At 71.0% G+C, this 21,583-nt stretch carries 20 protein-coding genes; 13 read left to right on the top strand and 7 right to left on the bottom strand.

What is annotated here, in order from left to right; all coding sequences use genetic code 11:
* The first annotated feature begins 40 nt into the window (after positions 1–40).
* Both AA0Z99_RS08395 and AA0Z99_RS08400 read left to right on the top strand, forming a co-directional pair.
* Positions 41–1,267: an MFS transporter gene (locus tag AA0Z99_RS08395; protein WP_413316645.1), complete on the top strand. Its 1,227-nt coding sequence runs from the start codon at positions 41–43 to the stop codon at positions 1,265–1,267.
* Entirely contained in the window at positions 1,251–2,000 is a 750-nt protein-coding gene (locus AA0Z99_RS08400; RefSeq protein ID WP_413316646.1) for a MerR family transcriptional regulator, read from the top strand. The genes AA0Z99_RS08395 and AA0Z99_RS08400 overlap by 17 nt, the downstream gene beginning before the upstream one ends.
* A 12-nt stretch (positions 2,001–2,012) precedes the next feature.
* Here AA0Z99_RS08400 and AA0Z99_RS08405 read toward each other — a convergent pair whose 3' ends face one another.
* From AA0Z99_RS08405 to AA0Z99_RS08415, 3 genes are read right to left on the bottom strand one after another with little or no spacing between them, the layout of a single operon-like run.
* Positions 2,013–3,281, bottom strand: a complete 1,269-nt coding sequence (locus tag AA0Z99_RS08405) for an RNA polymerase sigma factor (protein ID WP_413316647.1) — start codon at positions 3,279–3,281, stop codon at positions 2,013–2,015.
* Positions 3,278–3,655, bottom strand: coding sequence for a YciI family protein (locus AA0Z99_RS08410; protein WP_413316648.1), 378 nt, complete (start codon positions 3,653–3,655; stop codon positions 3,278–3,280). Before AA0Z99_RS08410 ends, AA0Z99_RS08405 begins: the two co-directional genes overlap by 4 nt.
* Positions 3,656–3,711: 56 nt before the next feature.
* Positions 3,712–4,293 (bottom strand): dihydrofolate reductase family protein, encoded by a 582-nt coding sequence (locus tag AA0Z99_RS08415; protein ID WP_413316649.1) that lies wholly within the window; start codon positions 4,291–4,293, stop codon positions 3,712–3,714.
* Between the two features lie 170 nt (positions 4,294–4,463).
* On the opposite strand from AA0Z99_RS08415, the gene AA0Z99_RS08420 reads away from it, so the two are divergent.
* From AA0Z99_RS08420 to AA0Z99_RS08435, 4 genes are all read left to right on the top strand, one after another.
* Entirely contained in the window at positions 4,464–5,453 is a 990-nt protein-coding gene (locus tag AA0Z99_RS08420) for a DUF4349 domain-containing protein (RefSeq protein WP_413316650.1), read from the top strand.
* Positions 5,454–5,531: 78 nt separating this feature from the next.
* On the top strand, positions 5,532–5,777 hold the full coding sequence (locus AA0Z99_RS08425; RefSeq protein WP_413316651.1) for a hypothetical protein: 246 nt from the start codon (positions 5,532–5,534) through the stop codon (positions 5,775–5,777).
* Positions 5,778–5,880: 103 nt separating this feature from the next.
* On the top strand, positions 5,881–7,227 hold the full coding sequence (locus AA0Z99_RS08430) for a maltokinase N-terminal cap-like domain-containing protein (RefSeq protein WP_413316652.1): 1,347 nt from the start codon (positions 5,881–5,883) through the stop codon (positions 7,225–7,227).
* Positions 7,228–7,445: 218 nt separating this feature from the next.
* Positions 7,446–7,781, top strand: a complete 336-nt coding sequence (locus AA0Z99_RS08435) for a hypothetical protein (protein ID WP_413316653.1) — start codon at positions 7,446–7,448, stop codon at positions 7,779–7,781.
* Between the two features lie 103 nt (positions 7,782–7,884).
* On the opposite strand, the gene AA0Z99_RS08440 is transcribed toward AA0Z99_RS08435, so the two are convergent.
* Positions 7,885–8,226: a histone-like nucleoid-structuring protein Lsr2 gene (locus AA0Z99_RS08440; protein ID WP_413316654.1), complete on the bottom strand. Its 342-nt coding sequence runs from the start codon at positions 8,224–8,226 to the stop codon at positions 7,885–7,887.
* A gap of 164 nt (positions 8,227–8,390) precedes the next feature.
* Between AA0Z99_RS08440 and AA0Z99_RS08445 the strand changes: the two genes are divergently transcribed.
* The 5 genes from AA0Z99_RS08445 (at position 8,391) to AA0Z99_RS08465 (ending at position 14,072) form a co-directional block, all read left to right on the top strand.
* Positions 8,391–10,172, top strand: a complete 1,782-nt coding sequence (locus AA0Z99_RS08445) for a glycosyltransferase (protein WP_413316655.1) — start codon at positions 8,391–8,393, stop codon at positions 10,170–10,172.
* Between the two features lie 224 nt (positions 10,173–10,396).
* Positions 10,397–11,206, top strand: a complete 810-nt coding sequence (locus tag AA0Z99_RS08450; RefSeq protein WP_413316656.1) for an ABC transporter permease — start codon at positions 10,397–10,399, stop codon at positions 11,204–11,206.
* A complete protein-coding gene (locus AA0Z99_RS08455; protein ID WP_413316657.1) occupies positions 11,193–12,032 on the top strand; it encodes an ABC transporter ATP-binding protein in 840 nt (279 codons plus the stop codon). Before AA0Z99_RS08450 ends, AA0Z99_RS08455 begins: the two co-directional genes overlap by 14 nt.
* A gap of 31 nt (positions 12,033–12,063) precedes the next feature.
* Positions 12,064–13,221 carry a non-hydrolyzing UDP-N-acetylglucosamine 2-epimerase gene (gene wecB, locus AA0Z99_RS08460; RefSeq protein ID WP_413316658.1) on the top strand — a complete coding sequence of 386 codons (1,158 nt, stop codon included), beginning with the start codon at positions 12,064–12,066 and terminating at the stop codon, positions 13,219–13,221.
* Positions 13,218–14,072 (top strand): hypothetical protein, encoded by an 855-nt coding sequence (locus AA0Z99_RS08465; protein WP_413316659.1) that lies wholly within the window; start codon positions 13,218–13,220, stop codon positions 14,070–14,072. Before wecB ends, AA0Z99_RS08465 begins: the two co-directional genes overlap by 4 nt.
* A gap of 4 nt (positions 14,073–14,076) precedes the next feature.
* Here AA0Z99_RS08465 and AA0Z99_RS08470 read toward each other — a convergent pair whose 3' ends face one another.
* The 3 genes from AA0Z99_RS08470 to AA0Z99_RS08480 form a co-directional block, all read right to left on the bottom strand.
* Positions 14,077–15,306 (bottom strand): glycosyltransferase family 4 protein, encoded by a 1,230-nt coding sequence (locus AA0Z99_RS08470; protein ID WP_413316660.1) that lies wholly within the window; start codon positions 15,304–15,306, stop codon positions 14,077–14,079.
* Positions 15,307–15,390: 84 nt separating this feature from the next.
* Entirely contained in the window at positions 15,391–17,355 is a 1,965-nt protein-coding gene (locus AA0Z99_RS08475; protein ID WP_413316661.1) for an FAD-dependent oxidoreductase, read from the bottom strand.
* A gap of 22 nt (positions 17,356–17,377) precedes the next feature.
* Positions 17,378–19,189 (bottom strand): FAD-dependent oxidoreductase, encoded by a 1,812-nt coding sequence (locus AA0Z99_RS08480; protein WP_413316662.1) that lies wholly within the window; start codon positions 19,187–19,189, stop codon positions 17,378–17,380.
* Between AA0Z99_RS08480 and AA0Z99_RS08485 the strand changes: the two genes are divergently transcribed.
* Together AA0Z99_RS08485 and AA0Z99_RS08490 are read left to right on the top strand one after the other, a co-directional pair.
* Positions 19,179–20,012 carry a hypothetical protein gene (locus tag AA0Z99_RS08485; protein WP_413316663.1) on the top strand — a complete coding sequence of 278 codons (834 nt, stop codon included), beginning with the start codon at positions 19,179–19,181 and terminating at the stop codon, positions 20,010–20,012. The two genes, AA0Z99_RS08480 and AA0Z99_RS08485, sit on opposite strands and share 11 nt — an antisense overlap.
* On the top strand, positions 20,009–21,583 hold the full coding sequence (locus tag AA0Z99_RS08490; protein WP_413316664.1) for a glycosyltransferase: 1,575 nt from the start codon (positions 20,009–20,011) through the stop codon (positions 21,581–21,583). Before AA0Z99_RS08485 ends, AA0Z99_RS08490 begins: the two co-directional genes overlap by 4 nt.

Raw genomic sequence — 21,583 nt, forward strand, 5'->3', positions numbered from 1 at the left:
GCCTTGACCCTGACGCGACGTCAGCGTGTGCAGTGGGGTCATGCACCCTCTTGCGCTCGCCTACCTCGGCTCCCACTTCCTGTCGTTGCTCGGCAACGGGATCGCAGCGATCGCGCTGCCGCTCATCGTCCTGCAGGTCACCGGCAGCCCGCTCAGCATGGGCATCATCGCCGCCTCGACGGCGGTGCCCGCCGTGCTCATCGGCCTGGTCGCCGGGTTCGTGCTCGACCGGTGGAACCGGCGCAACCTCTCCGTCGCCTCCGACATCATCTCGGCCGCCGCGATCGCGGCGCTGCCCGTCGTGGACATGCTGTGGGGGCTGGAGCTGTGGTGGTTCGTGGTGCTGGGCATCATCGGTGCCTTCGGGGATGTGCCGGGCAGCACCGCGCGCGAGGTGCTGGTGGCGTCGGTGGTGCGCCGCAGCGGCGTCTCGCTCGATCGCATGGTGGGGGTGCGCGAGACGCTCACCTCGGTCGCGCTGATCCTCGGCCCGGCGCTCGCGGGCACGCTGGTGGCGCTGCTGGGGCCGAGCGCGGTGTTCTTCATCACCGCCGGCACCTCCGCTGGCGCGGCCCTGCTGACGCTGGTCATCCCCCGCGAGGCCGGCCGCGTCACCCCGAGCGCCCACGGGCCCGGGAGCCCGGCGAGCCCCGAGACCCCGTGGCAGCAGATCACCGGCGGGTTCACGGCGCTGCGGCACAGCCGGTTCCTCATCGGCGTCATCGTGCTGATCGTGGGCCTGACGACCGTCGGCGGCGGCTTGCAGGGTCTCGTGCTGCCGCTGCACTTCGCGACCATCGAGCGACCGGAGCTGCTCGGCCTCGTGCTGTCGACGATGGCTGCCGGCATGCTCGTCGGCGGCCTCAGCTTCTCGGTGCTGGGCACGCGGCTCAGCCGCCGGGCGTGGCTCACGATCGGCTTCAGCGCGCTCACGATCGGCTACGCCTCCCTCTCGACGCTCGCCTCGACCCCCGTCATCTTCGCGAGCGCGGCGATCGTCGGCCTCAGCAGCGCGCTCGTCGGCGCGACGCTGGGCGTGCTGCTGGTGGAGCAGACGCCCGACCGGGTGCGCGGCCGCGTGCTCGCGCTGGAGAACACGGCGCTGCAGCTGGCGGCTCCGCTGGGCATCGGCGGCGCCGGGATCATCGCCGAGCTGAGCTCGCCCGTCATCGCCGGGCTCGCGGTCACCGGGGTCTGGGCGGTGGCGCTGCTCAGCGTGCTCGCAACCAGGTCGTTGCAGGATCTCGAGCATGAGGGAAGCCGCTGAGATGCGCAGCACCGAGATCGCCGCGCTCGCCGGGGTGAGCGTGCGGACCATGCGGCACTACCACCAGATCGGCCTGCTCGCCGAGCCTGATCGGTCGGCGAACGGCTACCGCCGCTACGGCGTGCAGCACCTGGCGGCGCTGCTGCGCATCCGGCGCTTCACCGAGCTCGGCATCCCCCTGTCGGAGGTGCGCCGGGTGATCGACGACCCGGATGCCGCCGCTGCGCTGCTAGAGCAGGTGGACGCGGAGGCGGCGGCCGAGATCGAGCGGCTCGAGCAGCGGCGCAGGCGCATCGCCGCGCTGCGCGACGACGGCGCTGCACCCGACATGCCGGATGCGCTCATCCCGTTCGCCGCGCTGCTCACCGGGGGCGCACGCGTCTCGGCCCGGGAGCGCCAGTACGAGCGCGAGCAGCTCGCGCTCGTCGCGCACCTGAGCGGCGATGCCAGCCTCGCCTGGCTCGTCGCGATGCTCGGGCGCCTCTCGCAGGAGCAGGCGAGCTACCTGCCCTTCCTCGAGCGCTTCTCGAACCTCGAGGCCGATGCGCCGCCCTCGCAGACCGAGCCGATCGTGGCGGCGCTCGTGCGCTTCCTGGCAGGCTCGACCGACCTCGACGCCGTCCCGCCGCTCAGCGCGCACGCCACCGAGCTGCTGCTGGCCCATCAGCGCGCGCACCTCAACGACGCCCAGATCGCGGTGGTCGAGTCGGCGATCGCGCGGCTGGACGCCTAGCGCCGCGGCCGCTCACGGCCGGTGTGACACCCGTGCCCGCTCCCGCAGGTGCGCCGCCACCGCTGGATCCTCGGCGAGGGCCGCCGCTCGCTCGTATGCCGCCGAGGCGTCCGCGCCGGCGGCCGCGAGCAGCGCTGCTCGCGCGGCCCACCAGGGCTGGAAGCCCTCCGCGTCGTCCGGTAGGGCCGCGAGCCCGGCCCCTGGACCGTCGATGCGCGCGGTGACGACCGCCGCAGCGACACGAGCGCCGAGGCTCGGCGCGATGGTGAGCAGCGCGTCGTAGAGCACGCGGAGCGCGGCCCAATCGGTGCTCCCGGTGCGCGCTCGGTCGCAGTGCACGGCGTGGATCGCCGCCTCGAGCTGGAACCGCCCGGGCGACCCGGGTCGAGCGGCAGCGGCGCCCGAGCCTCCGTCGCCAGCCACGCCTGCCGCACCCGCCGCGCCGGCCGCGCTGGCTTCCGATGCCCGCCGCAGGTGCGCCTCCCCCTCGGCGATCAGCGCCGCATCCCACGACGTCGTGTCCTGCTCGTCGAGCGGCACGAACCGCGTGCCATCGGCGCCGCCCCTGCGCGCCAGCGTCAGCGTCGTCAGCGCCGCGAGCCCCCACGCCTCCGGCTCCCGCTCGAGCAGCGACGCGAGCGTCACCGCCAGGTACCGCGCCTCCCCCGCGAGCGATGCCGCATCGCCCCGCCACGACAGCGCCGCGCAGCCGTAGACCGCCTCGAGCACCGCGGGCAGCCGCTCGGGCATCGCACGACGGTCGGGCACCGCGAAGGGGATCCTCGCATCCTTGATGCGCCGCTTCGCGCGCACGAGACGCTGCGCCATCGTCGCCGGCGGCACGGCGAACGCCCGCGCGATCTCGGCCGCCTCGAACCCGAGCGCCGCCTGCAGCATCAGCGGCGTGTGCGCGGCCGGGTCGATCGCCGGGTGCGCGCAGACGAACAGCAGCTCGAGCCGCCGATCGCCGATGGCGAGCGGGTCGTGCTCGGCGAGCGGGTCGACGTGCGCGCTGTCCTCGGCCAAGGGGGCGGATGCGCGCACCGCCGACGACTTCCACACGTCGCGCTGGGCGTTGCGAGCCACGGTGAGCAGCCATCCCTCCGGGTTGTCGGGCACACCGTCGGCGGGCCACCGCGTCAGCGCCCGCTCGAAGGCGCCAGACAGCGCATCCTCGGCGAGCGCGAGGTCGCCGGTCGATGCGGCGAGCACCCCGACGAGCCGACCGTAGGAGGCCCGAGCCGCGCCCTCGGCGGCGCTGCGGGCCTCCGCAGCGGTCATGCGTTGGCGACCCAGACGCCGTCGACGGCGAACACCGCGCCGGGGCGGATCTCGACGGTGCCCCAGTGCACGGGCGGCGCCTCGCGCGCGATCGCGATCGCCGCATCCAGGTCGGGGACGTCGATGACGACGGTGCCGCCCAGCTGCTCCTTGGTGTCGGCGAAGGGGCCGTCCTGCACCTGCAGCGCCCCGTCGCGCATCCCCACCGTCGTGCTCGCCGTCGAGGGCTGCAGCACCTCGGCGGCCACGAGCACGCCCGCGGCGTGGAGCGTCGCGGCGTAGCTCGCGAACGCGGCCTGCCCCTCGGCCATGGCCTCGTCGCCGAGCGACGCGGTGTCGTGCTCCTCGTAGTGCAGCAGCAGCGTGTAGCGCATGGGTGCCTCCGGTCAGCGTCGGTGCTTCGAGAGCTCGGGATCTCGGTCTCGACCCCTCAGGCGACAGCGTACTGAGCGATGATCACGCCCGTGCCGGTCGGGATGCTGCGCTCGAGCCGCAGGTCGGTGCGGTCGCCCTCGCCGAACAGCCGCGTGCCAGAGCCGAGCACGATCGGGTGGATCTGGAGCACGTAGGCGTCGATCAGCCCGGCCGCGTGCAGCGCGCGGGTGAGCTCGCCGCTGCCCATGATCGTGAGGTCCTCACCCCCAGCGGCCGTGAGCGCCGCGACCGTCTGCACGGCCTCGCCCACGTGCAGCGCGGTGTTCGGGTAGGCGGCCGTCGCACCGCTGTCGCGCGTCACGACGTGCTTCGTCGACTGCACGAGCACGTCGGTGAAGGGGTTGGGCTGGTCGAAGCTCGTCCAGAAGCCGAGCAGGTCCTCATACGTGCGGCGGCCGAGCAGCAGGGCGCCGCCCTCGCTCATGCCCTCGGCGGCGAACCGCATCGACACGTCGTCCTGGTAGCCGTCGCCCCAGCCCCCGTGCGCGAAGCCGCCGCGCGTGTCCTCGTCGGGGCGCCCGAGCCCCTGCATGACGCCGTCGAGGGTGATGCTCTGGAAGGCGGTGATGGTGGTCATGGTCGTTCCTCTCCGCGTGCCGTGCTGGCCCGTCATGGCGATGACGAGCGGATGCGCGCTCGATCGACACGAGCGCCGGAGGAGGTCGACGATGGCCCGGGGCGCGCTGACGCCCGAGCCGCCGCAAAGGTTGGGCTGCGGTTCGGCGGCCGCGCGAGCACGCTGGATGCATGAGCCGCAGACTCGTCCCGATGGCCGGCCTCGTCATCGCCGGCACCGTCCTCCTCGCCGGCTGCACCGCCACGGGCGGCGCGGCGGGCATCGCCGGATCGGGCGCATCGCCCGACTGGGGCGTGACCGCCGAGCAGGCACCCGCGGGCGGCGGCGGCGCCGAGCCGGCCGAGGGATCCGCCGCGCACGACGCGGGCGCAGGCGACACCGGCGCGGCCGGCCTCCCCGGCGCCGCCGTCGAGGATCGCGCGGTGATCGTCACCGGCAGCGTCGAGATGCGCGCGAGCGAGCCGCTGCGGGTCGCCGACGCCGTCAGCGATGCCGCGGAGGAGCGCGGCGGCACCATCGACCGGCGTGCCGAGGGTGCCTCGACCGACTTCGAGCCGGCCTGGGCCATCCTCACCGTGCGCGTGCCTGCTGCCGAGGTCGAGGCGATGCTCGACGCGCTGCGCGGCCTCGCCGACGTCACGACGCTCGACCTCGGCGAGGAGGTGGTCACCAACCAGGTGCGCGATCTCGAGGTGCGGGTGAATGCCTCCCGCGCATCCGTCGAACGACTCACCGAGCTGCTCACCACTGCCGCCGACACCGAGACCCTGCTCGAGGTCGAGGCGCAGCTCACGCAGCGCACGGCAGAGCTCGAGAGCCTGCTGTCGCAGCAGCGCGACCTCGCGGAGCGCGTGTCGATGTCGACGATCGAGGTGCAGATCAGCTCGACGACCGTGCAGGGCCCGACCGGCACCCCGAGCTTCTGGGATGGCCTCGTGGCCGGCTGGCAGGGCCTCCTCGCGTGGGGCGCGACCTTCCTCTATGGCCTCGGCCAGTCGATGCCGGCGCTCGTCGTGCTCGCGGTGGTCGGCCTGATCGCCTGGCTGGTGCTGCGCCGCATCCTGCAGCGGATGCCGTCCCGGGCCAGCGCGGTCGACGGCACCGTCGTCGGCAACCCGGTCGCGTCGAGCCGAAGCGCTGCGGAGCCAGCCGCGCGCTGAATCGCGTCGATCCGACGCCCGCCCTCCGCCCAGACACCTCCCAGCCATTTGGGGGACACACTGGGGTACATTTCTGGGATGCAGAAGGATCCCCCAAGGCCACAGCTCTACAGCAGCGCCAACATCGCCGCCGTGCTCTCCGACCTCCAGTCGAGCGTCACGGGCTCGACGAGCCTCCACCAGTGGTCCGAGACCACCGACCTGCCGCTCGACAGCGTCGTCGCCGGCGACGACCTCACCTACATCACCCTCTCCGCGCACGACGAGCTCGGCGCCCCGATCGTGCTGATGCTGCGCGATGGCGCGTGGCAGCGCGCGATCTGATGGCAGCGCACTGCCAGCGAGCGACAGGAGCAGCGCAGCGCCCGGCACACGGTGAGCGTGCGATCCGGAGCCGGCGTGCATGTGCACGGGGCATAGTGGCCCCATGAGCGCACCCACCGAGCCCGACGCGCCCGCTTTCGACGACCCCTCCGTCATCGACGCCATCGCAGCGTGGATGCCGACCACCCGCTGGTACCCGCTGAAGGATCAGCAGGTCGACGTCACGCTCGCCCACGCCTACGACTTGGGCGACGCGGCGATCCTGCTGCTGCGAGCGGGCGACACCCTGCTGCAGGTGCCGGTCGCGTGGCGCGACGAGCGCACCGCAGCGCCCATCGCGCAGCTCGGCGATCGCTGGCTCGTCGACGCGTGCGCCGACAAGGCGGTCGTGCAGGCGCTCGTCGACGTCGCGACCGGTACGCGCTCGGTCGAGGGCCTCGAGGGCGATGCCACCGCCGCGCCCGCGCCCGCCGGGCACATCCACGTCATCACCGGCGAGCAGTCGAACACGTCGATCATCGGCGGCTCCGGCACCTCGGACGAGGACACCTGGATCGCGAAGGTCTTCCGCGTCGTCTCCCCCGGCGACAACCCCGACGTGCTGGTCACGGGCGCGCTGACCCGCGCGGGCTGCGCGAGCGTGCCCAGCCTGCTCGCCTCGATCACGGCCACGTGGCAGGCGGGTGAGGCGAGCGTCACCGGCCACCTGCTCGCCGTCTCGGAGTTCGTCGCCGACGCCCACGACGCCTGGGACCTCTACCGCCGCCACGCTCGCGCGACGCTGCGCGGCGACGCGAGCCCGGTGCCCGACACCCGTGCGCTCGGCGCGACCGTCGCCTCCGTGCACAAGGCGCTGGCGGATGCGCTGGGCACCGCGCAGTCGCAGGAGGCCGACACCCTGCGGTTCGTCAGCGGCCTCGAGCAGCGACTCGCCTGGGCGCGGCAGGAGGCCGCGAGCGCCCTGACGGGGCTCGAGGACGGGCTGGCCGACGCGGGTGAGCGGCTGCGCGCGATCGACTCGATCGGCGAGCTGCAGCAGATCCACGGCGACCTGCACCTCGGCCAGGTGCTGCGGGCCGCCGACGGCAACTGGCGCGTGCTCGACTTCGAGGGCGAGCCGCTGCGACCGATGCACGAGCGCATGGTGCGCGAGCCGCGGCTCCGCGACGTCGTCGGCATGCTGCGCTCGTTCGACTACGCCGCCGGCTCGGCGCTGCAGCAGGAGCCCGAGGCCGACGGCAGCGTCGCCGGCGAGTGGGTGCAGGCTCGCCAGGCGGAGTTCCTGGAGGGCTACGGCGAGGCGCTCGGTCGCGTCGACCCGGAGGATCCGGTCCTCCGCGCCCTGCTGCTCGACAAGGCGCTCTACGAGGTCGTCTACGAGCTGCGCAACCGCCCCGACTGGCTGCCCGTCCCTCTGGAGGCCGTCCGCGCCCTCCTGACGACCCCGTAGCCCCACCCCGCACCCCGGAGGTCGCGAAGCGCACCCACCCGCGTAGGTTGAGGAGCGCGCGGGCGAGGCCTGCACGCGTCACGAGACCGAAGGACCCGCGAATGTCCCGCCGCATCATCACCCTCACCGCGATCGCCGCCGCCTTCGTGGTGCTCGTCCTGACCATCGTCCTGACGCGGTAGCCGAGCGACGTCAGCGGCCACCCCTACGGTCGCCGCATGACCCTCCGCCCCACCGAGTGGGATGTCCTGCACCCGCTCTCGGGGCAGCCGCTCGCGATCATCCGGCTCGTGTGGCTCGGGCCCCGGCGCGAGCCCTACTACCGCGCCGTCACCGCCAACCCCCGTCGCGAGCAGCGCACGCTCGTCGGCTACTGGGGCTCGCTCGACGACGCGCACACGGCATGCTTGGCGCTGCACGAGCGGGCCGCCGGCCGCTCGGTGGAGGGCGGCGACAGAGCTCCGACGCTGCGGGTCCCCGCGCAGAAGCCGCCGCCCGCTCCCCATCGATCAGGCATGCCCGCTCGACCGCAATTGCATTCCTCGCGAGCGTGATGCCGGTGGAACCTGAGTGCAGTAGCGCAGTAACCCGACTTTGTCCCCCAGATACCGAAAGCGCCGCCCCGGGTGACGGTGCGGCGCTTTCTCGTGGCGTGGTTCAGCGGTTCTTGTACTGCTCCACGATGTCAGCAGGAATGCGGCCGCGAGTCGCGACCTTCAGGCCCTGCGACTCTGCCCACTCACGAATTGCCGCGGTCTCCGAGTTGCCGCCGCTGGCGCGGCTCGTGGTGCTGCCGCCGGTCCTGCGCCGCCCGGAGACACGGCGGGATGCGTGCACATAGCGCTCGAGCACGCTCGAGAACTCCTCGACGTGCTCGTTGGTCAGGTCGATCTCGTACTCGGCCCCGTCGAATGCGAAGCGAACCGTGCGGCCTTCGCCGTCCGAGATGCTGTCGCCCGAGAAGTCGTCGACGAGTTGGACGAAGGTCTTCTTAGCCATGACGAGAAATCTATCGCATCATCCGCTCGAATCCCGCATCCCATTCCGCGCAATTGCGACTGAAGTCAGGTCATCGCACGAATGCAAATGTGCGCGATCTTCACTTTCCTCAGCGAATCCGCGCGAGCGGCACACGCCGACAGCGAGGTGGGATGATTGCACGCATGCCCGCAGACGCCGACCGACGCCATGCAGCAGCCGAGATCCTTGAGCGCGCGCCCCGCCTGCTCGGCAACGCGGGCATGGCCGCCACGACGGCAGCGCGCTCGGTCCTCGACGACCCGCTGACCTTCGGCATCCAGCTGGCGCGCCGCTTCCCGGCCGCCCGCGGCCCCCTGCTCGCCGCCGCCCGCGCAGCTCGCGGAGCCGATCGTCGACTCGTCGAGATCTGGCTCTCCGGCGACCTGGCCGCGACCCGCGCGCACCTCGACGAGACCGCGCAGCACGGCAGCCTGAGCCGGCTCGCCGCCGAGATCGCGCAGGCCGCCGGTCGGCCAGAGCTCGTGGTCGACGACGAGCGGGTGCACCCCGTCGCCCGCGCTCGCGCCGCGTGGCAGATCGGCGAGGCGACGGCAGCGATCGCGCTGCTCGAGCGCCACGCGCCCGGGTCGCGCCTGCACCGCGCGCTGCGGGCCGAGCTCGCGCTGATGACGCCGGGCACCCGCCTCCGCTGGATCATGCGGGGCGATGCGCCAGCGCCCGCTGGCCGAGGAGTGCTCCACCTCCTGACGAACTCGCTCCCCCACACGCAGTCCGGCTACACCGTCCGCTCCCACGAGGTACTGCGGGCGCAGCGCGCCGCCGGCCTCGACCCGGTCGCGATGACGCGGGTGGGCTACCCGGTCGTCGTCGGCGGGCTGGCCGCCGCGGGCGTCGACACCATCGACGGCATCGACTACCACCGCGCTCTGCCGGCTCGCCTCGCGCCGACGCCCGACGGCCGCCTCGGTCAGCAGGCGGATGCCCTGGCGGCCCTCGCGGGTCGGGCGCGGCCCGCGGTGCTCCAGACCACCACCCACTACCCGAACGCGATCGTCGTGCGCGAGGTCGCCGACGCGCTGCGCCTGCCCTGGGCGTACGAGGTGCGCGGCATGCTCGAGCAGACCTGGATCGCGAGCCTCGGCAGCGACGCCGCCCGCGAGCGCGCCACCCGGAGCGAGCGCTTCCGGCTCACCCGCGAGCGCGAGGCAGAGCTCGCGAGCGCCGCCGATGCCGTGTTCACCCTCTCGAGCAGCATGCGCGACGACCTCGTCGGCCGCGGCGTGCCGCGCGAGCGCATCGCGCTCACCCCGAACGGCATCGACGAGGCGCTCCTCGCGCACACCCCGCCCTCGCCCGCCGACGCGCGCGCAGCGCTGGGCTTGCCGCGCGACGGCTTCTGGGTCGGCTCGACCTCGTCGCTCGTCGAGTACGAGGGGTTCGACGTGCTGCTGGATGCGGCGGCCATCGCCCGCAGGCACGGGCACGACGTGCGCGTGCTCCTGGTCGGCGACGGCACCGCCCGCCCCGCCCTCGAAGCGCGCGCTGCCGAGCTCGGGCTCGGCGAGCACGCCAGGTTCGCGGGCCGCGTCGATCGAGCGGCGGTCGCCGGCTACCGCGAGGCGCTCGACGCGTTCGCGATCCCGCGGCACGACCGCGAGGTCACGAGGACGGTCTCGCCGCTCAAGCCCATCGAGGCGATGGCGAGCGGTCGCCCCACCCTCGTCAGCGCCCTGCCACCGCTGCTCGAGACCATCGGCGACGACCTGCATGCGCTCGGCGCTGCGGCGCCTCCCGGTGACCCTGCAGCCCTGGCTGAGCGCGTCACCGCGCTGATGGCCGACCCGACGCTCGCTGCCGAGCACGTCCGCCTCGGCGCCGCCCGGGCGGCCACGCGCACCTGGCGAGCGATCGGCGCGACCTACGAGCAGAGGTTCGCGGAAGTCGTCGCGAATCGAGGCGTGTGAGAGGATCGAGCAGTGCGCCGGTAGGCGTCACGCCTCGTCCCGTCCCTCAAGAGGAATGCCCAGGATCGCGAATGGTCGCCACGTCGCAGCGCCCTGAGTCCCGAGGACTCCGGTCAAAGTGGAAGAGGGCCTGGTCGACGCGCAAAGCTGGCGCTTCCGCATTGTCGACGCCGCTTCGCACGCAGCTCGGCTCGCAGTACGGAGACCTCTCGCACCTCCGGCGCGTGGGAACTCGGCCTCCTCTGCGCGAGTACTTCACCGAGCTCTTCGACCGCCGGCACTTCATCTGGGCGGCCGCGCGAGGCGAGACCGTCACGAGGTACTCGAACGAGCGCCTCGGTGTCGCTTGGTACGTCCTGCGTCCGCTGCTCGACGCGGCCTTCTACGGCGTCGTCTTCGGACTCATCCTGGACATGTCGCGAGGCATGGACAACTTCCTCGCCTTCATCATCATCGGCGTGTTCATGTTCCAGCTGTCTGCGCGCGCCATCACCGCTGGTGTCACGCTGATCCGAAGCTCCAAGGCGATGATCCGAGCCTTCGCCTTCCCGCGTGCGGCGCTGGCGATCTCGATGGTGCTCCGCGACGTGATGAGCTCCGCACCGGCGATGATCGTGATGCTCATCATGATCATGGCGATCCCGCCGCACGAATCCCCGAACGTCGCATGGTCGTTCTTCCCCCTCATCCTCGGGCTGCAGCTCACGATGAGCCTCGGATTCGTGCTCTTCTTCGGGTGGCTCGGCGCACGCCTGCCTGACCTGGCCCAGGCGATGAGCTTCGTCTCTCGGTTCCTCATGTACGCGTCCGCCGTCATCTTCCCCATCGAACGGTTCGTCGACCACCCGACGCTGCTCGCCATCATCCAAGCCAACCCGATCTACGTCGTGCTCGACATGTACCGGATGACGCTCATGGATGGCGCCGCTCCGCCCCTCGAGAACTGGCTGCAGCTGTCTGCATGGGCGTTCGGCGCGCTCATCATCGGGTTCACGCTCTTCTGGTGGGATGAGGAACGATATGCCCGCGAGTGAACTGACGACCGGCTGGCGCCTCAGCGGCGAGCCCAAGGTGACGATCGCAGCGGAGAACCTGCGCCTGCGCTACACGGTGAGCCGCTCCAGCGGCAGCGGCTGGTGGCGTCGAGGGAGCAAGAAGGCCGTCACCGGGCCCGTGCTGCGCGGCATCTCACTGGCGGCTCGCGAAGGCGAGATGGTCGGGATCGTCGGGCTGAACGGATCGGGGAAGAGCTCGCTCCTCCGCGTGCTCGCCGGACTGCAGCCCGCGACCTCCGGCACCGTCGTCGCGTCAGCGCAGCCCCAGCTCCTCGGCGTCAGCGCAGCCCTGGTGCCGGAGCTCTCCGGCGAGGAGAACATCTGGCTCGGCACGCTCGCCATGGGGATGACGCCCGACGACGCGTACTTCGCCAAGGAGCGCATCGAGCAGCTCGCAGGCATCGGCGATGCGATCAAGCAGCCGATGAAGACGTACTCGTCGGGCATGGGTGCGAGGCTCCGCTTCGCCATCTCCGTCGCGGCGGATCCCGAGATCCTCATGATCGACGAGGCGCTCTCCACGGGTGACGCGTCCTTCGCCGAGCGAGCCAAGGAGGCCATGCACGGGCTCATCACCCGAGCCGGCACCGTCTTCCTCGTGAGCCATGCAGCGAAGACCATCGAAGACATGTGCACCCGAGCCATCTGGCTCGACGCCGGCAGCCTCGTGGCCGACGGACCAGCCGACGAGGTCGCCAACATGTACCGCTACTACGCCCACAGCATCGCGCGGGGCAAGCTCGAGGCCGCGAAGAACGCGCTCATCAGCGCCACCACATCTCATCCACCCGCACTCGGCTCGTAGCTCGAGCTGAGCCCGGCGACAAGGAGTACACATGTCACAGCACAAGGTCATGACCGTCTACGGCACGCGTCCCGAGGCGATCAAGGTCGCGACCGTCATCGACGCGCTCGAGCGAGATGACAGGTTCGAGTCGATCGCTGTCGTGACCGGTCAGCACCGAGAGATGCTCGATCAGGTCAACGCGATGTTCAGCATCACGCCGAAGCACGACCTGGACCTGATGAAGCCGGGGCAGCCGCTCAACGGCATCGTGTCGCGCGCCATCGCAGGCATCGACGAGCTGATCCTCGCCGAGCAGCCGGACGTCGTCATCGTGCAGGGCGACACGTCGACCGCCATGGCGGCTGCGATCGCGGCCTTCAACCGCCAGGTGACGGTCGTGCACCTCGAGGCCGGGCTCCGCACCGGGAACATCGACTCTCCGTTCCCGGAGGAGGCGAACCGGAAGCTCATCGGCCAGGTCGCCAAGCTGCACCTTGCTCCCACCAAGGGGTCGCGGGACAATCTGCTCCATGAGTCCGTCGAGCCGTCCACCATCGTGGTCACGGGGAACACCGTGATCGACGCGCTCCTCGAGGCGTCGTCATGGGACACCGTGCCCACGGATCCCGCTGTGGCGCGAGCCCTCGACAGCGGCAAGCCCATCATCCTCGCCACCATGCACCGACGCGAGAACCTCGGCGACAGCATGGATGCGATCGGGCGAGCCTTGGCCACGCTGGCCGACGAGCACAGCGACCACATCGTGATCCTGCCCGTGCACCGCAACCCGGTGGTCCGCGAAGCGGTGCTGCCGCACCTGGAGGGCAAGGAGAACGTCATCGTCACCGAGCCGCTCCCCTATGCCGAGTTCACGAAGGCGATGGCCGCGGCCCGGATCGTGCTGACCGATTCGGGTGGCGTGCAGGAGGAAGCGCCCAGCCTCGGCAAGCCCGTGCTCGTCATGCGCGAGAACACGGAGCGCCCCGAAGCCGTCGACGCGGGCACCGTTCGCCTCGTCGGAACGGACTACGAGCGCATCGTCTTCGAAGCCAACCACCTGCTCAACGACGCTGATGCCTACGCCGCCATGGCGAACGCCGTGAACCCGTACGGCGACGGGAGGGCATCGGCTCGTTCCGTCGCCGCGATCGCCGCCCTGCTCGGTGTGGGCGAGCGCGAGCCCGACTTCACCTTCGAGGCTCATTGACGAACGCCTTCGACGACCGCCACGGCGCAGCCCATCTGACATGGGGCGCCGTCGAGGACATCGATGTGCTCGGCGCGCCGCCGCGCGCACGTCATGATGTGCATGCGCGCGGTCGCCTCGCGTTGCAATCGTTGCTGCTCCGCCGCGAGTCCAGCCCTGCGCTCGTCGTGCACTTGCACGGGTCGATCGAGCGACAGCGCTACGAGCTGCCTCGCTTCGAGCGCCTCTCCTCGTTGGAAGACCTCGATGCGCACGTCCTGCTGCTCGCGGACCCGACGCTCGCGCTCAACCCGAACCTTCGCATCGGCTGGTACATCGGCTCCGAGGACGACGACGCGACGCAGCACTTGGCAGCCCTGGTGCGACACATCGCTGCAGAGCTCGGGGTCGAACGCGTGATCATCGCGGGGTCCTCGGCAGGGGGCTTCGGAGCCATGGCGCTCACACCGCACGTCCCGAACTCCTTGGCGCTCGCGTTCTCGCCCCAAGTCAGCGTTCGACGCTTCGGTGACGAGTGGGCAGACGCCCTGCGGCGCGCAGCCTTTCCGGATCGCTCGACGTTCGAGTCGCTCGAAGACGACCCCGCCCTGAAACCGAGGGTGGACCTGGCTGCGCTCTACGGCCATGTGCAGGGTGGCAGGGTCTGGTACATCCAGAACAGCGGTGACGAGACGCATGTCGAGCAGCAGCGAGATCCGTTCGCGCAGCTCGGCGACGAGCGCGTCACCTTCATCGACGAGTTCCACTGCGCTGGTCACAACCCACCAACGCGGACGCGTGTCCGGGCATGGATCGAGCGGGCGCTCGAGAGCCCCGACGGGGATCCTCTGGACTTCGCGAGGCCTGTGTGACCGCTCAGGCGGCCGCGGCGCTCAGGATGCCCAAGTAGCGCTCGGCGAGCGCGTCGTACTCGGCGTGCTCGGCCACCCACCGGCGACCGGAGTCCCCGACGTCGAGGAGCTCGGGGTTCGACTGCAGCCGTCGCAGGAGATCGGCGAGCGCTGGGACGTCTCCAGGCGGCACGACGTCGCCACTGCGCGACTCGCGAACGAGACCAGCGCTCTCTCCTGCGACGACCGCGGTGACGTGACGGCCGGTCGCCATCAGCTCGTACAGCTTCGACGGCACCGTCCACGTGAACGGCTCCCAGTCGCGCAGCGAGACCACGCAGGTGTCGGCCCACGCGTAGTGCTCGAGCACACCCGAGCCCGGGACTGGGCCGAGGATCTGGGCGGGGCCGCCAAGCCGGGCGTTGAGCTCGCGCAGGCTGCGCAGGCCGGCTCCGTGACCGACGATCCGCACCTCCACGGGCACGCCGAGGTCACGCACCCGCGCAGCCGCCTGCACGACGGTGTCGAGACCCTGGCTGCGACCGATGGTGCCCATGTAGAGCACGCGCAGCTCTGCGTGGCCGGCCTCGCGCGGCGGCACGACGTCGTAGCGTGCGGCACTCGTGCCGTTCCGGATCACGCTGATGTGGCGGATGCCGCGATCCGCGAGCACCCTGGCGAAGCTCTCCGTCGTGGTCACCACATGCGCGGCGCCGGCTTGGAGCACCGTGATCTGCTCGTGCACGAACCGCTTCATGGCATGCGCGGGCCCCCGACCGGCGGTCAGGCCAGGGGTGTGCGAGACCAAGTCGGGCCACGCGTCGCGCATCTCCGCGACGAGGGGCAGGTCGAACCGACGCGCGATCGTGCGCCCAGCCAGGAGCGACGGAAGCGCTGGGGCAGTCGCGACGACGATGTCGGGACGCAGGTCGCCGGTGCGGATGAGGCTCGAGACGCGACGGATCGTCGCCGCAGCGACCCAGAGGTGGTCCAGCGTCCGCGTGTGGATGCGCCCGTCGTGCGGCAGGAACGACACCCGGATCACCTGCGCCCCGGCTGCATCGACGCTCTCGCGACCCGCCCGGTGCTCGCCCCGGTCCCCGCGTGCGAGCCTTCCGTGCGGGTAATGGGGCGGCGGGCACACGACCGTGACTCGGTGTCCGGCAGCCGTGAAGCGCTCGATCAGCGCAGTCCATCGCCGCTGCGGAGCGCCGTTCTCCGGAGCGTAGTAATGGGTGAGCAGGAGTATGTGCATGGTGCGTTGCGCGCAGGGGACCCAAGGGCAGGACCGTCGCGCCTCTGTCGATGCTAGACGACGGGCAGCGTGCCGGTCGACGACTCAGCGGAATGAGGCGGCGTGCGCCTCCAGGAAGGAGCGCCCGATGCGCTCTGCCTCGTCGAGGTCGACCGCCACCCAAGGCTCCGGCGCCGGATCGCCCGCCGGACGCACGTACGTCCAGTCGACGAGGCGACGACACACCGCGATCGAGATCGGCAGGAAGCGCTCCTCGGTCGATCTCACGCCCTGGATCTGCACCGGTGACAGCAGCGCGCCGCCCCGGATCAGGCTCGCCTGCACCGCGACGGTGGACACCTCGTGCACCGGGGTGTCGGTCTGGATCGCGATCGCCGCGAGCGTCCCGACTGCCTCGCCCGTCGCGAACACGGTGGGGTGCAGACGTACCGCGCCAGCCGCGATCCTGCTCACCGAGATGTTCTTCTCGGCCGCGAGGATGCGTCCACCGTCGCGCGGGACGATCGCGCCCATCGGGATCGGGAACGGACCTTCGCGCCAGACGGGAGGCTTGTCCTGCAGCACCTCACCGAGATCCGCCTCGAGGTTCTCCTCCTTCCGGCCTCCGTGCAGGTCCGGCGGATACGTGCCGATGGCGATCGCGTCGACGTCCCAGCGGGCGGGCTGATGATGGCTGCGCCGGAAGATGTCCTTGCCCGTCACCGTGGTGCGACCCAGCAGGCGCCGCGACTCGCGGATGTAGGGCGCGAGCGGCAGATGCTTGATCGAGTCCGCGAAGGGCTGCAGATCCTTGTCGATCTCGCGCTCGACCGGCGCGTGGTCGAACCCGTCGTCGTCAGCGACGCCCCAAGGGAGCCCGAGCTCCTCCTGGAGGTAGTAGATCACCGAGAGCGAGCGCAAGATCGCTGCGCGGTCACCCGCAGCGCGAGCTTCCGGATCCTCGAGGTAGGCAGCGGAGACCGGCTGATCGTTGTGGAAGTTCAGCGTCGTCTTCGTGATCTTCTCCCACTCGAGCCCCGAGTAGCTCTCGACGTTCTTGAGATCGGGGGTCGCGCGGTAGCCCGCGAACCCGTTGATCCCCACGAACTGATGCCCTGGTGAATCGGGGTAGCTGCGCGAGATCGTGAGGCGGTACTTGCGGTAGTCCGGGGGCGCTTCCGGCAGCCGCGCCCACGCGGGCAAGCCAGCGTCGTAGCGCCGCACGACGGCAGCCAGCGTCACCGCCTGGATGGCGACCTCATCGAGGTCGCTGGGCGTGGCCGCCGCGGCGGGCACCAGGCGATTGCCGATGCGGTACGCGACACCCGCCACTCGGAGGAGGTCTCCGGTCTCCGTCGCATCCACCGCGAGCGCTGCGCGGACTCGCGCGCCGCGGAAGCGCACCAGGACGCTCGCGGCTCCGCGATCGACGCTCTCGATCGGCGCGTTGCGGACGCAGCGAACACCGGCCTCCTCGAGCATCTCGCCGAGCACGCGCTCGACGACCACGATGTTCGGGGCGAAGGCGTCGTCGCGATACCGCGCGGTCGCGAGGGTGTGATCGAGCTCAAGCTCGTAGAGCTGCTTCATGCGTGCGACGAACTCCGCCCAGAGCCCGTGCTCGTTGAGGGTGCGGTGGTAGTACGTGGTGAGGTCCATCGCCGACACCGCCGCACCGGTCGCTTGGCCGCCCAACATGTGCGTCGGCTCGACGACGACGACCTCGACTCCTCGACGTGCGGCGGCGATCGCCGCGGCGACGCCACCGAGGCCCCCGCCCACGACGACGAGATCGGTCTCGAGCTCGAGCGCTGTTGGGACCTCCTGCCATGACGCGAGCTGGTCGGGGGTCGAGCCGGGCACCTCCATGGCGGCGAGGTCGGCTCGATCGATCCGGGTCGGCGCTGCAGCCGCCCGCTCGGGCCGCGTCGGAAGCGCCCAGCGGGGTGGCTGCGACATGGCTTCCGCCTCCTCCGGCTGCTGGACGTGCGCGTCGCTGCCGGATCGCGCCACCGAGGCTGCGTCGTCTCGGCTCAGCACGTTCGAGATGATCCGTCGCGTCGCGTTCATCGCTCTCCTCAGATCTGTCACGTCATTCCTCTTCGTCGCTTCGCCCGGGCGTCGCATCCCAGTCGCTCTGCAGGGCGATGAGCGACCGGCCCGCGACCTCAGCGCGGGCGAGGTCGACCTCGACCCATGGTTCTCCGTGGGGGTCGTCGACCGGGCGTACGTAGCGCCAATCCACGACGCGTCGGCATACCGCCAGCGATATCGGGACGAAGCGCGGATCCCGGGCGTCGATCCCGCGTATCTGCACCGGCGCCAGGAGCGCGCCGCCTTGGGCCAGGCTCAGCTGCACCGCAGTGCTCGGCACCTGGTCGACCGGCACGTCATGGCGCACCGCCAGCGCTGCGAGAGCGCCGACCGCCTCACCCGTCGCCATCGCCGTGGGGTGGAGCCGGACAGCGCCAGCGGCAATGCGGCTGACAGAGATGTTCTTCTCCGCGGCGAGGATCCGACCGCCCCGACGCGGCACGAGCGCGCCAAGAGGGATGGGGAAGGGGCCTTCACGCCAGGTCGACGGCTTGTCGCTCAGCGACTCGTCGAGATCCTTCTCCAGATCGGCTTCCTCACGGCCGCCGTGAAGATCCGGAGGGTACGTGCCCACCGCAACAGCATCCACGTCCCACCGCGCAGGCTGATGATGCACGCGACGGAAGATGTCCTTGCCGGTCAGCGTCGCGACTCCGAGCATCCGCCGCGATTCACGGACGTACGGAGCGAGCGGCAGATGCTTGAGCATCGCTGCGAAGGGGACCAGATCGTCGTCGAAGGTCGGTTCGTCGAGCCGATGGTCGAACCCATCGTCGTCAGCGAGCCCCCAGGGGAGTCCGAGCTCGACCTGGAGGTAGTACAGGATCGCGAGCGTGCGCAACAGCGCTTCGCGATCACCCGCAGCCCGCGCAGCGTCGTCCTCCAGGTAGGCGGCAGTGACCGGTTGGTCGTTGTGGAAGTTGAGCGACGTCTTCGAGATGCGTTCCCAGTCGAGGCCCGAGTAGTCGTCGTCGCTCAGCAGATCCGGGGTGCCACGGTAGCCGGCGAAGCCGTTGAGGCCTTCCCGTTGGTGTCCGGGCGAGTCTGGGAAGTACTCCCGCGCCTCGCCTCGGTAGCGCCAGTACGACGGGGGCGCTGCGGTCATGCGCGCCCACTCGGGCAAGCCTCCGTCGTAGCGTCGGACGACTGCAGCCAGGGTGATGTCCTGGATCATCACCGTGTGGAGCTCGTCCGGCGGCTCCGCCGCCGGGGGGACGATGACGTTGCCGAGGCGGTAGCCGGCGCGCGCCGCGCGCAGCACTGCACCCGTCTCCGTGGCGTCGACGGCCAAGGTCGTGATGATCTCGATCCCGCGCGCTCGCACGCGCACGCCATGCACGGTCCGGTCCATGCCCTCGAGCGGGGCGTTGCGGAAGCATCGCACCCCAGCGTCGTCGAGCATCTCGCCGAGCACTCGCTCGACGACCACGACGTTGGGTGCGAAGCCGTCCACGCGATAGCGCGACGTGTAGACGTTGCGCTGCAGCTCGTCGCGATAGATCGCCTTCACTCGATCGACGAACTCGCTCCAGAGCCCGTACTCGTGCAGCGACTTGTCGTACATGCTGGTCACGTCCATCGCGGAGACAGCAGCCCCGGTCGCTTGCCCGCCCAGCATGTGCGTGCCCTCCACCACCATGACCTTCGCTCCTCGCCGCGCGGCCGCGACCGCGGCGGCGATGCCGCCGAGCCCTCCCCCGACGACGACGACGTCGGCGGTCAGGCGCTCGCCCTCGGCGCGCGCGGACCACGCTGCGCGCTGGCGCTCGGTGCTGCCCCGCGGTGTCGATTCGGCGTCAGTGCTGAGCACAGTGGTGGTCTTCTCTCGCTCGGGGGACCTGCCCACCGTATCCGCTCGGTGCTTTCGCCACCTTCGACCGCGCGCGACTAGAGTCGAACGAGCCGCCAAACCCGTCGAGAGGACATTCGTGCCGATTGCTTGGCCCAGGATGCTGACGGTGGCCGCAGTGTCGCTCGCCCTCGCAGCCGCCGTGCTCGGGATTCTCGCGCTGGAAGCAGCAGCCATCGCGACGCTCTCGCTCAGCCTCGGTGCGCTCGCGATCAGCACCGCGCTCGACAGCAGAGCCACGCTGCGTCTCCTGCGGTCGCAGAGAGCGGCACAGCAGGCTGGCTACGAGCGGATGCGTCAGATCCTCGCGACGCTGGAGTCGCTCCGGAGCGAGCGTGCCGAGCAGCCGGTCTCCCCGACCACGAGAGAGCCGGCCGACGCTCGTTCCCGAGACGTGCTGGACCTGATCGCCGGGGCGACGATGCGAGCGCGCATCCTCCTCATCGGCGGTCCGCTGCCCGAGTCGCTGCCCGAGGACGCCGACGTCGTGGAGGTGGTGGAACCCGGCGATGCGGCGCTGCCCTCGTTGGCTCACGGCTCGCACACCCACGTGCTGATCGAGCCGGCTGCCCTCGCGCAGTGCGACCCGGAAGAGCTCCGATGGCTGCGCCGAGCCTTCCGCTGGCAGCACGACACCGTGATCGCCATACCGACGAGGTCCGGGAGCGTCGGCATCGACACGCTCAGCGCTGCCATCGGGGCATCGCTGGCGACAGAGCACAGGGATCGGGTGCTGGCGGTCTGGGCACCCTTCGGCGGGGGCAGCGACTGGGGGCGCGCATGATCGAACCGACGACGCCGCTCGCCGCGCTGCACCTTCCGCCGTCCGCTGCTCCGGAGCCCGGCCGGGGCCGCCTTCGCGCAGTCAGCGTGCTCGACCGCTTCTCGCACTCGAGCTTCTCCGATGCGCTCGAGCTCTGGCCCATCGAGCCTTCGAACGTCGCCACAGACCTCGACCTGATCGCTCCTGACCTGCTCTTCGTCGAGTCCGCGTGGAGCGGCAACGACGGCGCTTGGCTGCATCAGCTGACCGGCACATCCGGTCCGAAGCCGAGCGTCATGCGACTCATCGATGAGGCCAGGGATCGTGGCATCCCGACGGTCTTCTGGAACAAGGAGGATCCGCCGCACTTCCAGGACTTCCTCCCCCTCGCGCGCACGTTCGACCACGTCTTCACGACCGAGGGCCGGCTCGTCGACGAGTACCTCGCTGCGGGTGCCGGGTCGGCGGAGGTGCTGCAGTTCGCCGCGTCGCCGACGATCCACAACCCCATCGCTGTCGACGGCATGCGCGAGGGCGGTGTCTGCTTCGCTGGTCAGTACTTCCGGCACAAGTACCCCGAGCGCAGGGCGCAGATGGATGTCCTCTTCTCAGCCGCGGCGAACTTCGACTTCGCGATCTACTCGAGGATGCAAGGCGGAGACGAGCGCTATCAGTTCCCGGACCGCTACGCGGACCGGATCCGCGGTTCCTTGCCGTACGAGGAGATGGTGCGCGAGTACAAGCGTCACCGCGTGTTCTTGAACGTGAACTCGGTCGAGGGTTCGCGCACGATGTGCGCCCGCCGGATCTTCGAGCTCGCCGCCAGCAAGACCGTCGTCGTCTCACCGCGCTCCCCAGCGATAGCAGCGGTGTTCGCGGAGGACGAGGTGCTGCTCGCGGACACGGAGGACGAGGTGCGCGATGCGCTCGAGCTCGTGCTCGGTGACCCGCTGGAGCGGCGCCGCATCGGTCAGCGTGCCTGGCGCCGCGTGTCCCGGGCCCACCTCTACGAGCATCGAGTCGAGCAGATCGCGCAGCGAATCGGTCTCGACGCAGCACGGCGGCGTCCTTCGCTGAGCGTCGTGCTGACGGCATCAGACCACGACGTGTCCGAAGCGCTGCTCACGCTGCGACGCCAGCGGGTGCACGACCTGATCGAGGGCCCGCTGCGCGTCGGCGTCCGCGCCCGCGATGGCGGAGACCTTCGCTTCGATCCAGCGCAGTGGCCCGAGCTCGAGCTGTCGTCGCACTCGCCGCGCGTCCCGCTGGCGACAACGCTCGTCGCGAGCATGGATGCGAAGCACCAGTACGCGCCGGACTACCTCTCCGACCTGGTCATGCTGCTCGATCGATATCCCGTCGGAGACGTCGTGACGAAGGCGTCGTGGCGAGGACTCGACGCCGGTACGCCGGAAGAGCAGCACGTCGACGAGGTTCGACGAGGGGCATGGGTCGCGCGCGCCGGCGCCGCCACCCGTCTGCTGGAGCTGGAGCAGAGCGCGGGAGCCGCGCTCTCGGCTCGCGCGTACGCTGCGGATCCCTTCTCGTTCATCGCGGCCGACGACGACGCGCCGTCAGCTTGGGAGGCGTGA

This window comes from Agrococcus phoenicis (assembly GCF_047302415.1).
Classification (GTDB): domain Bacteria; phylum Actinomycetota; class Actinomycetes; order Actinomycetales; family Microbacteriaceae; genus Agrococcus.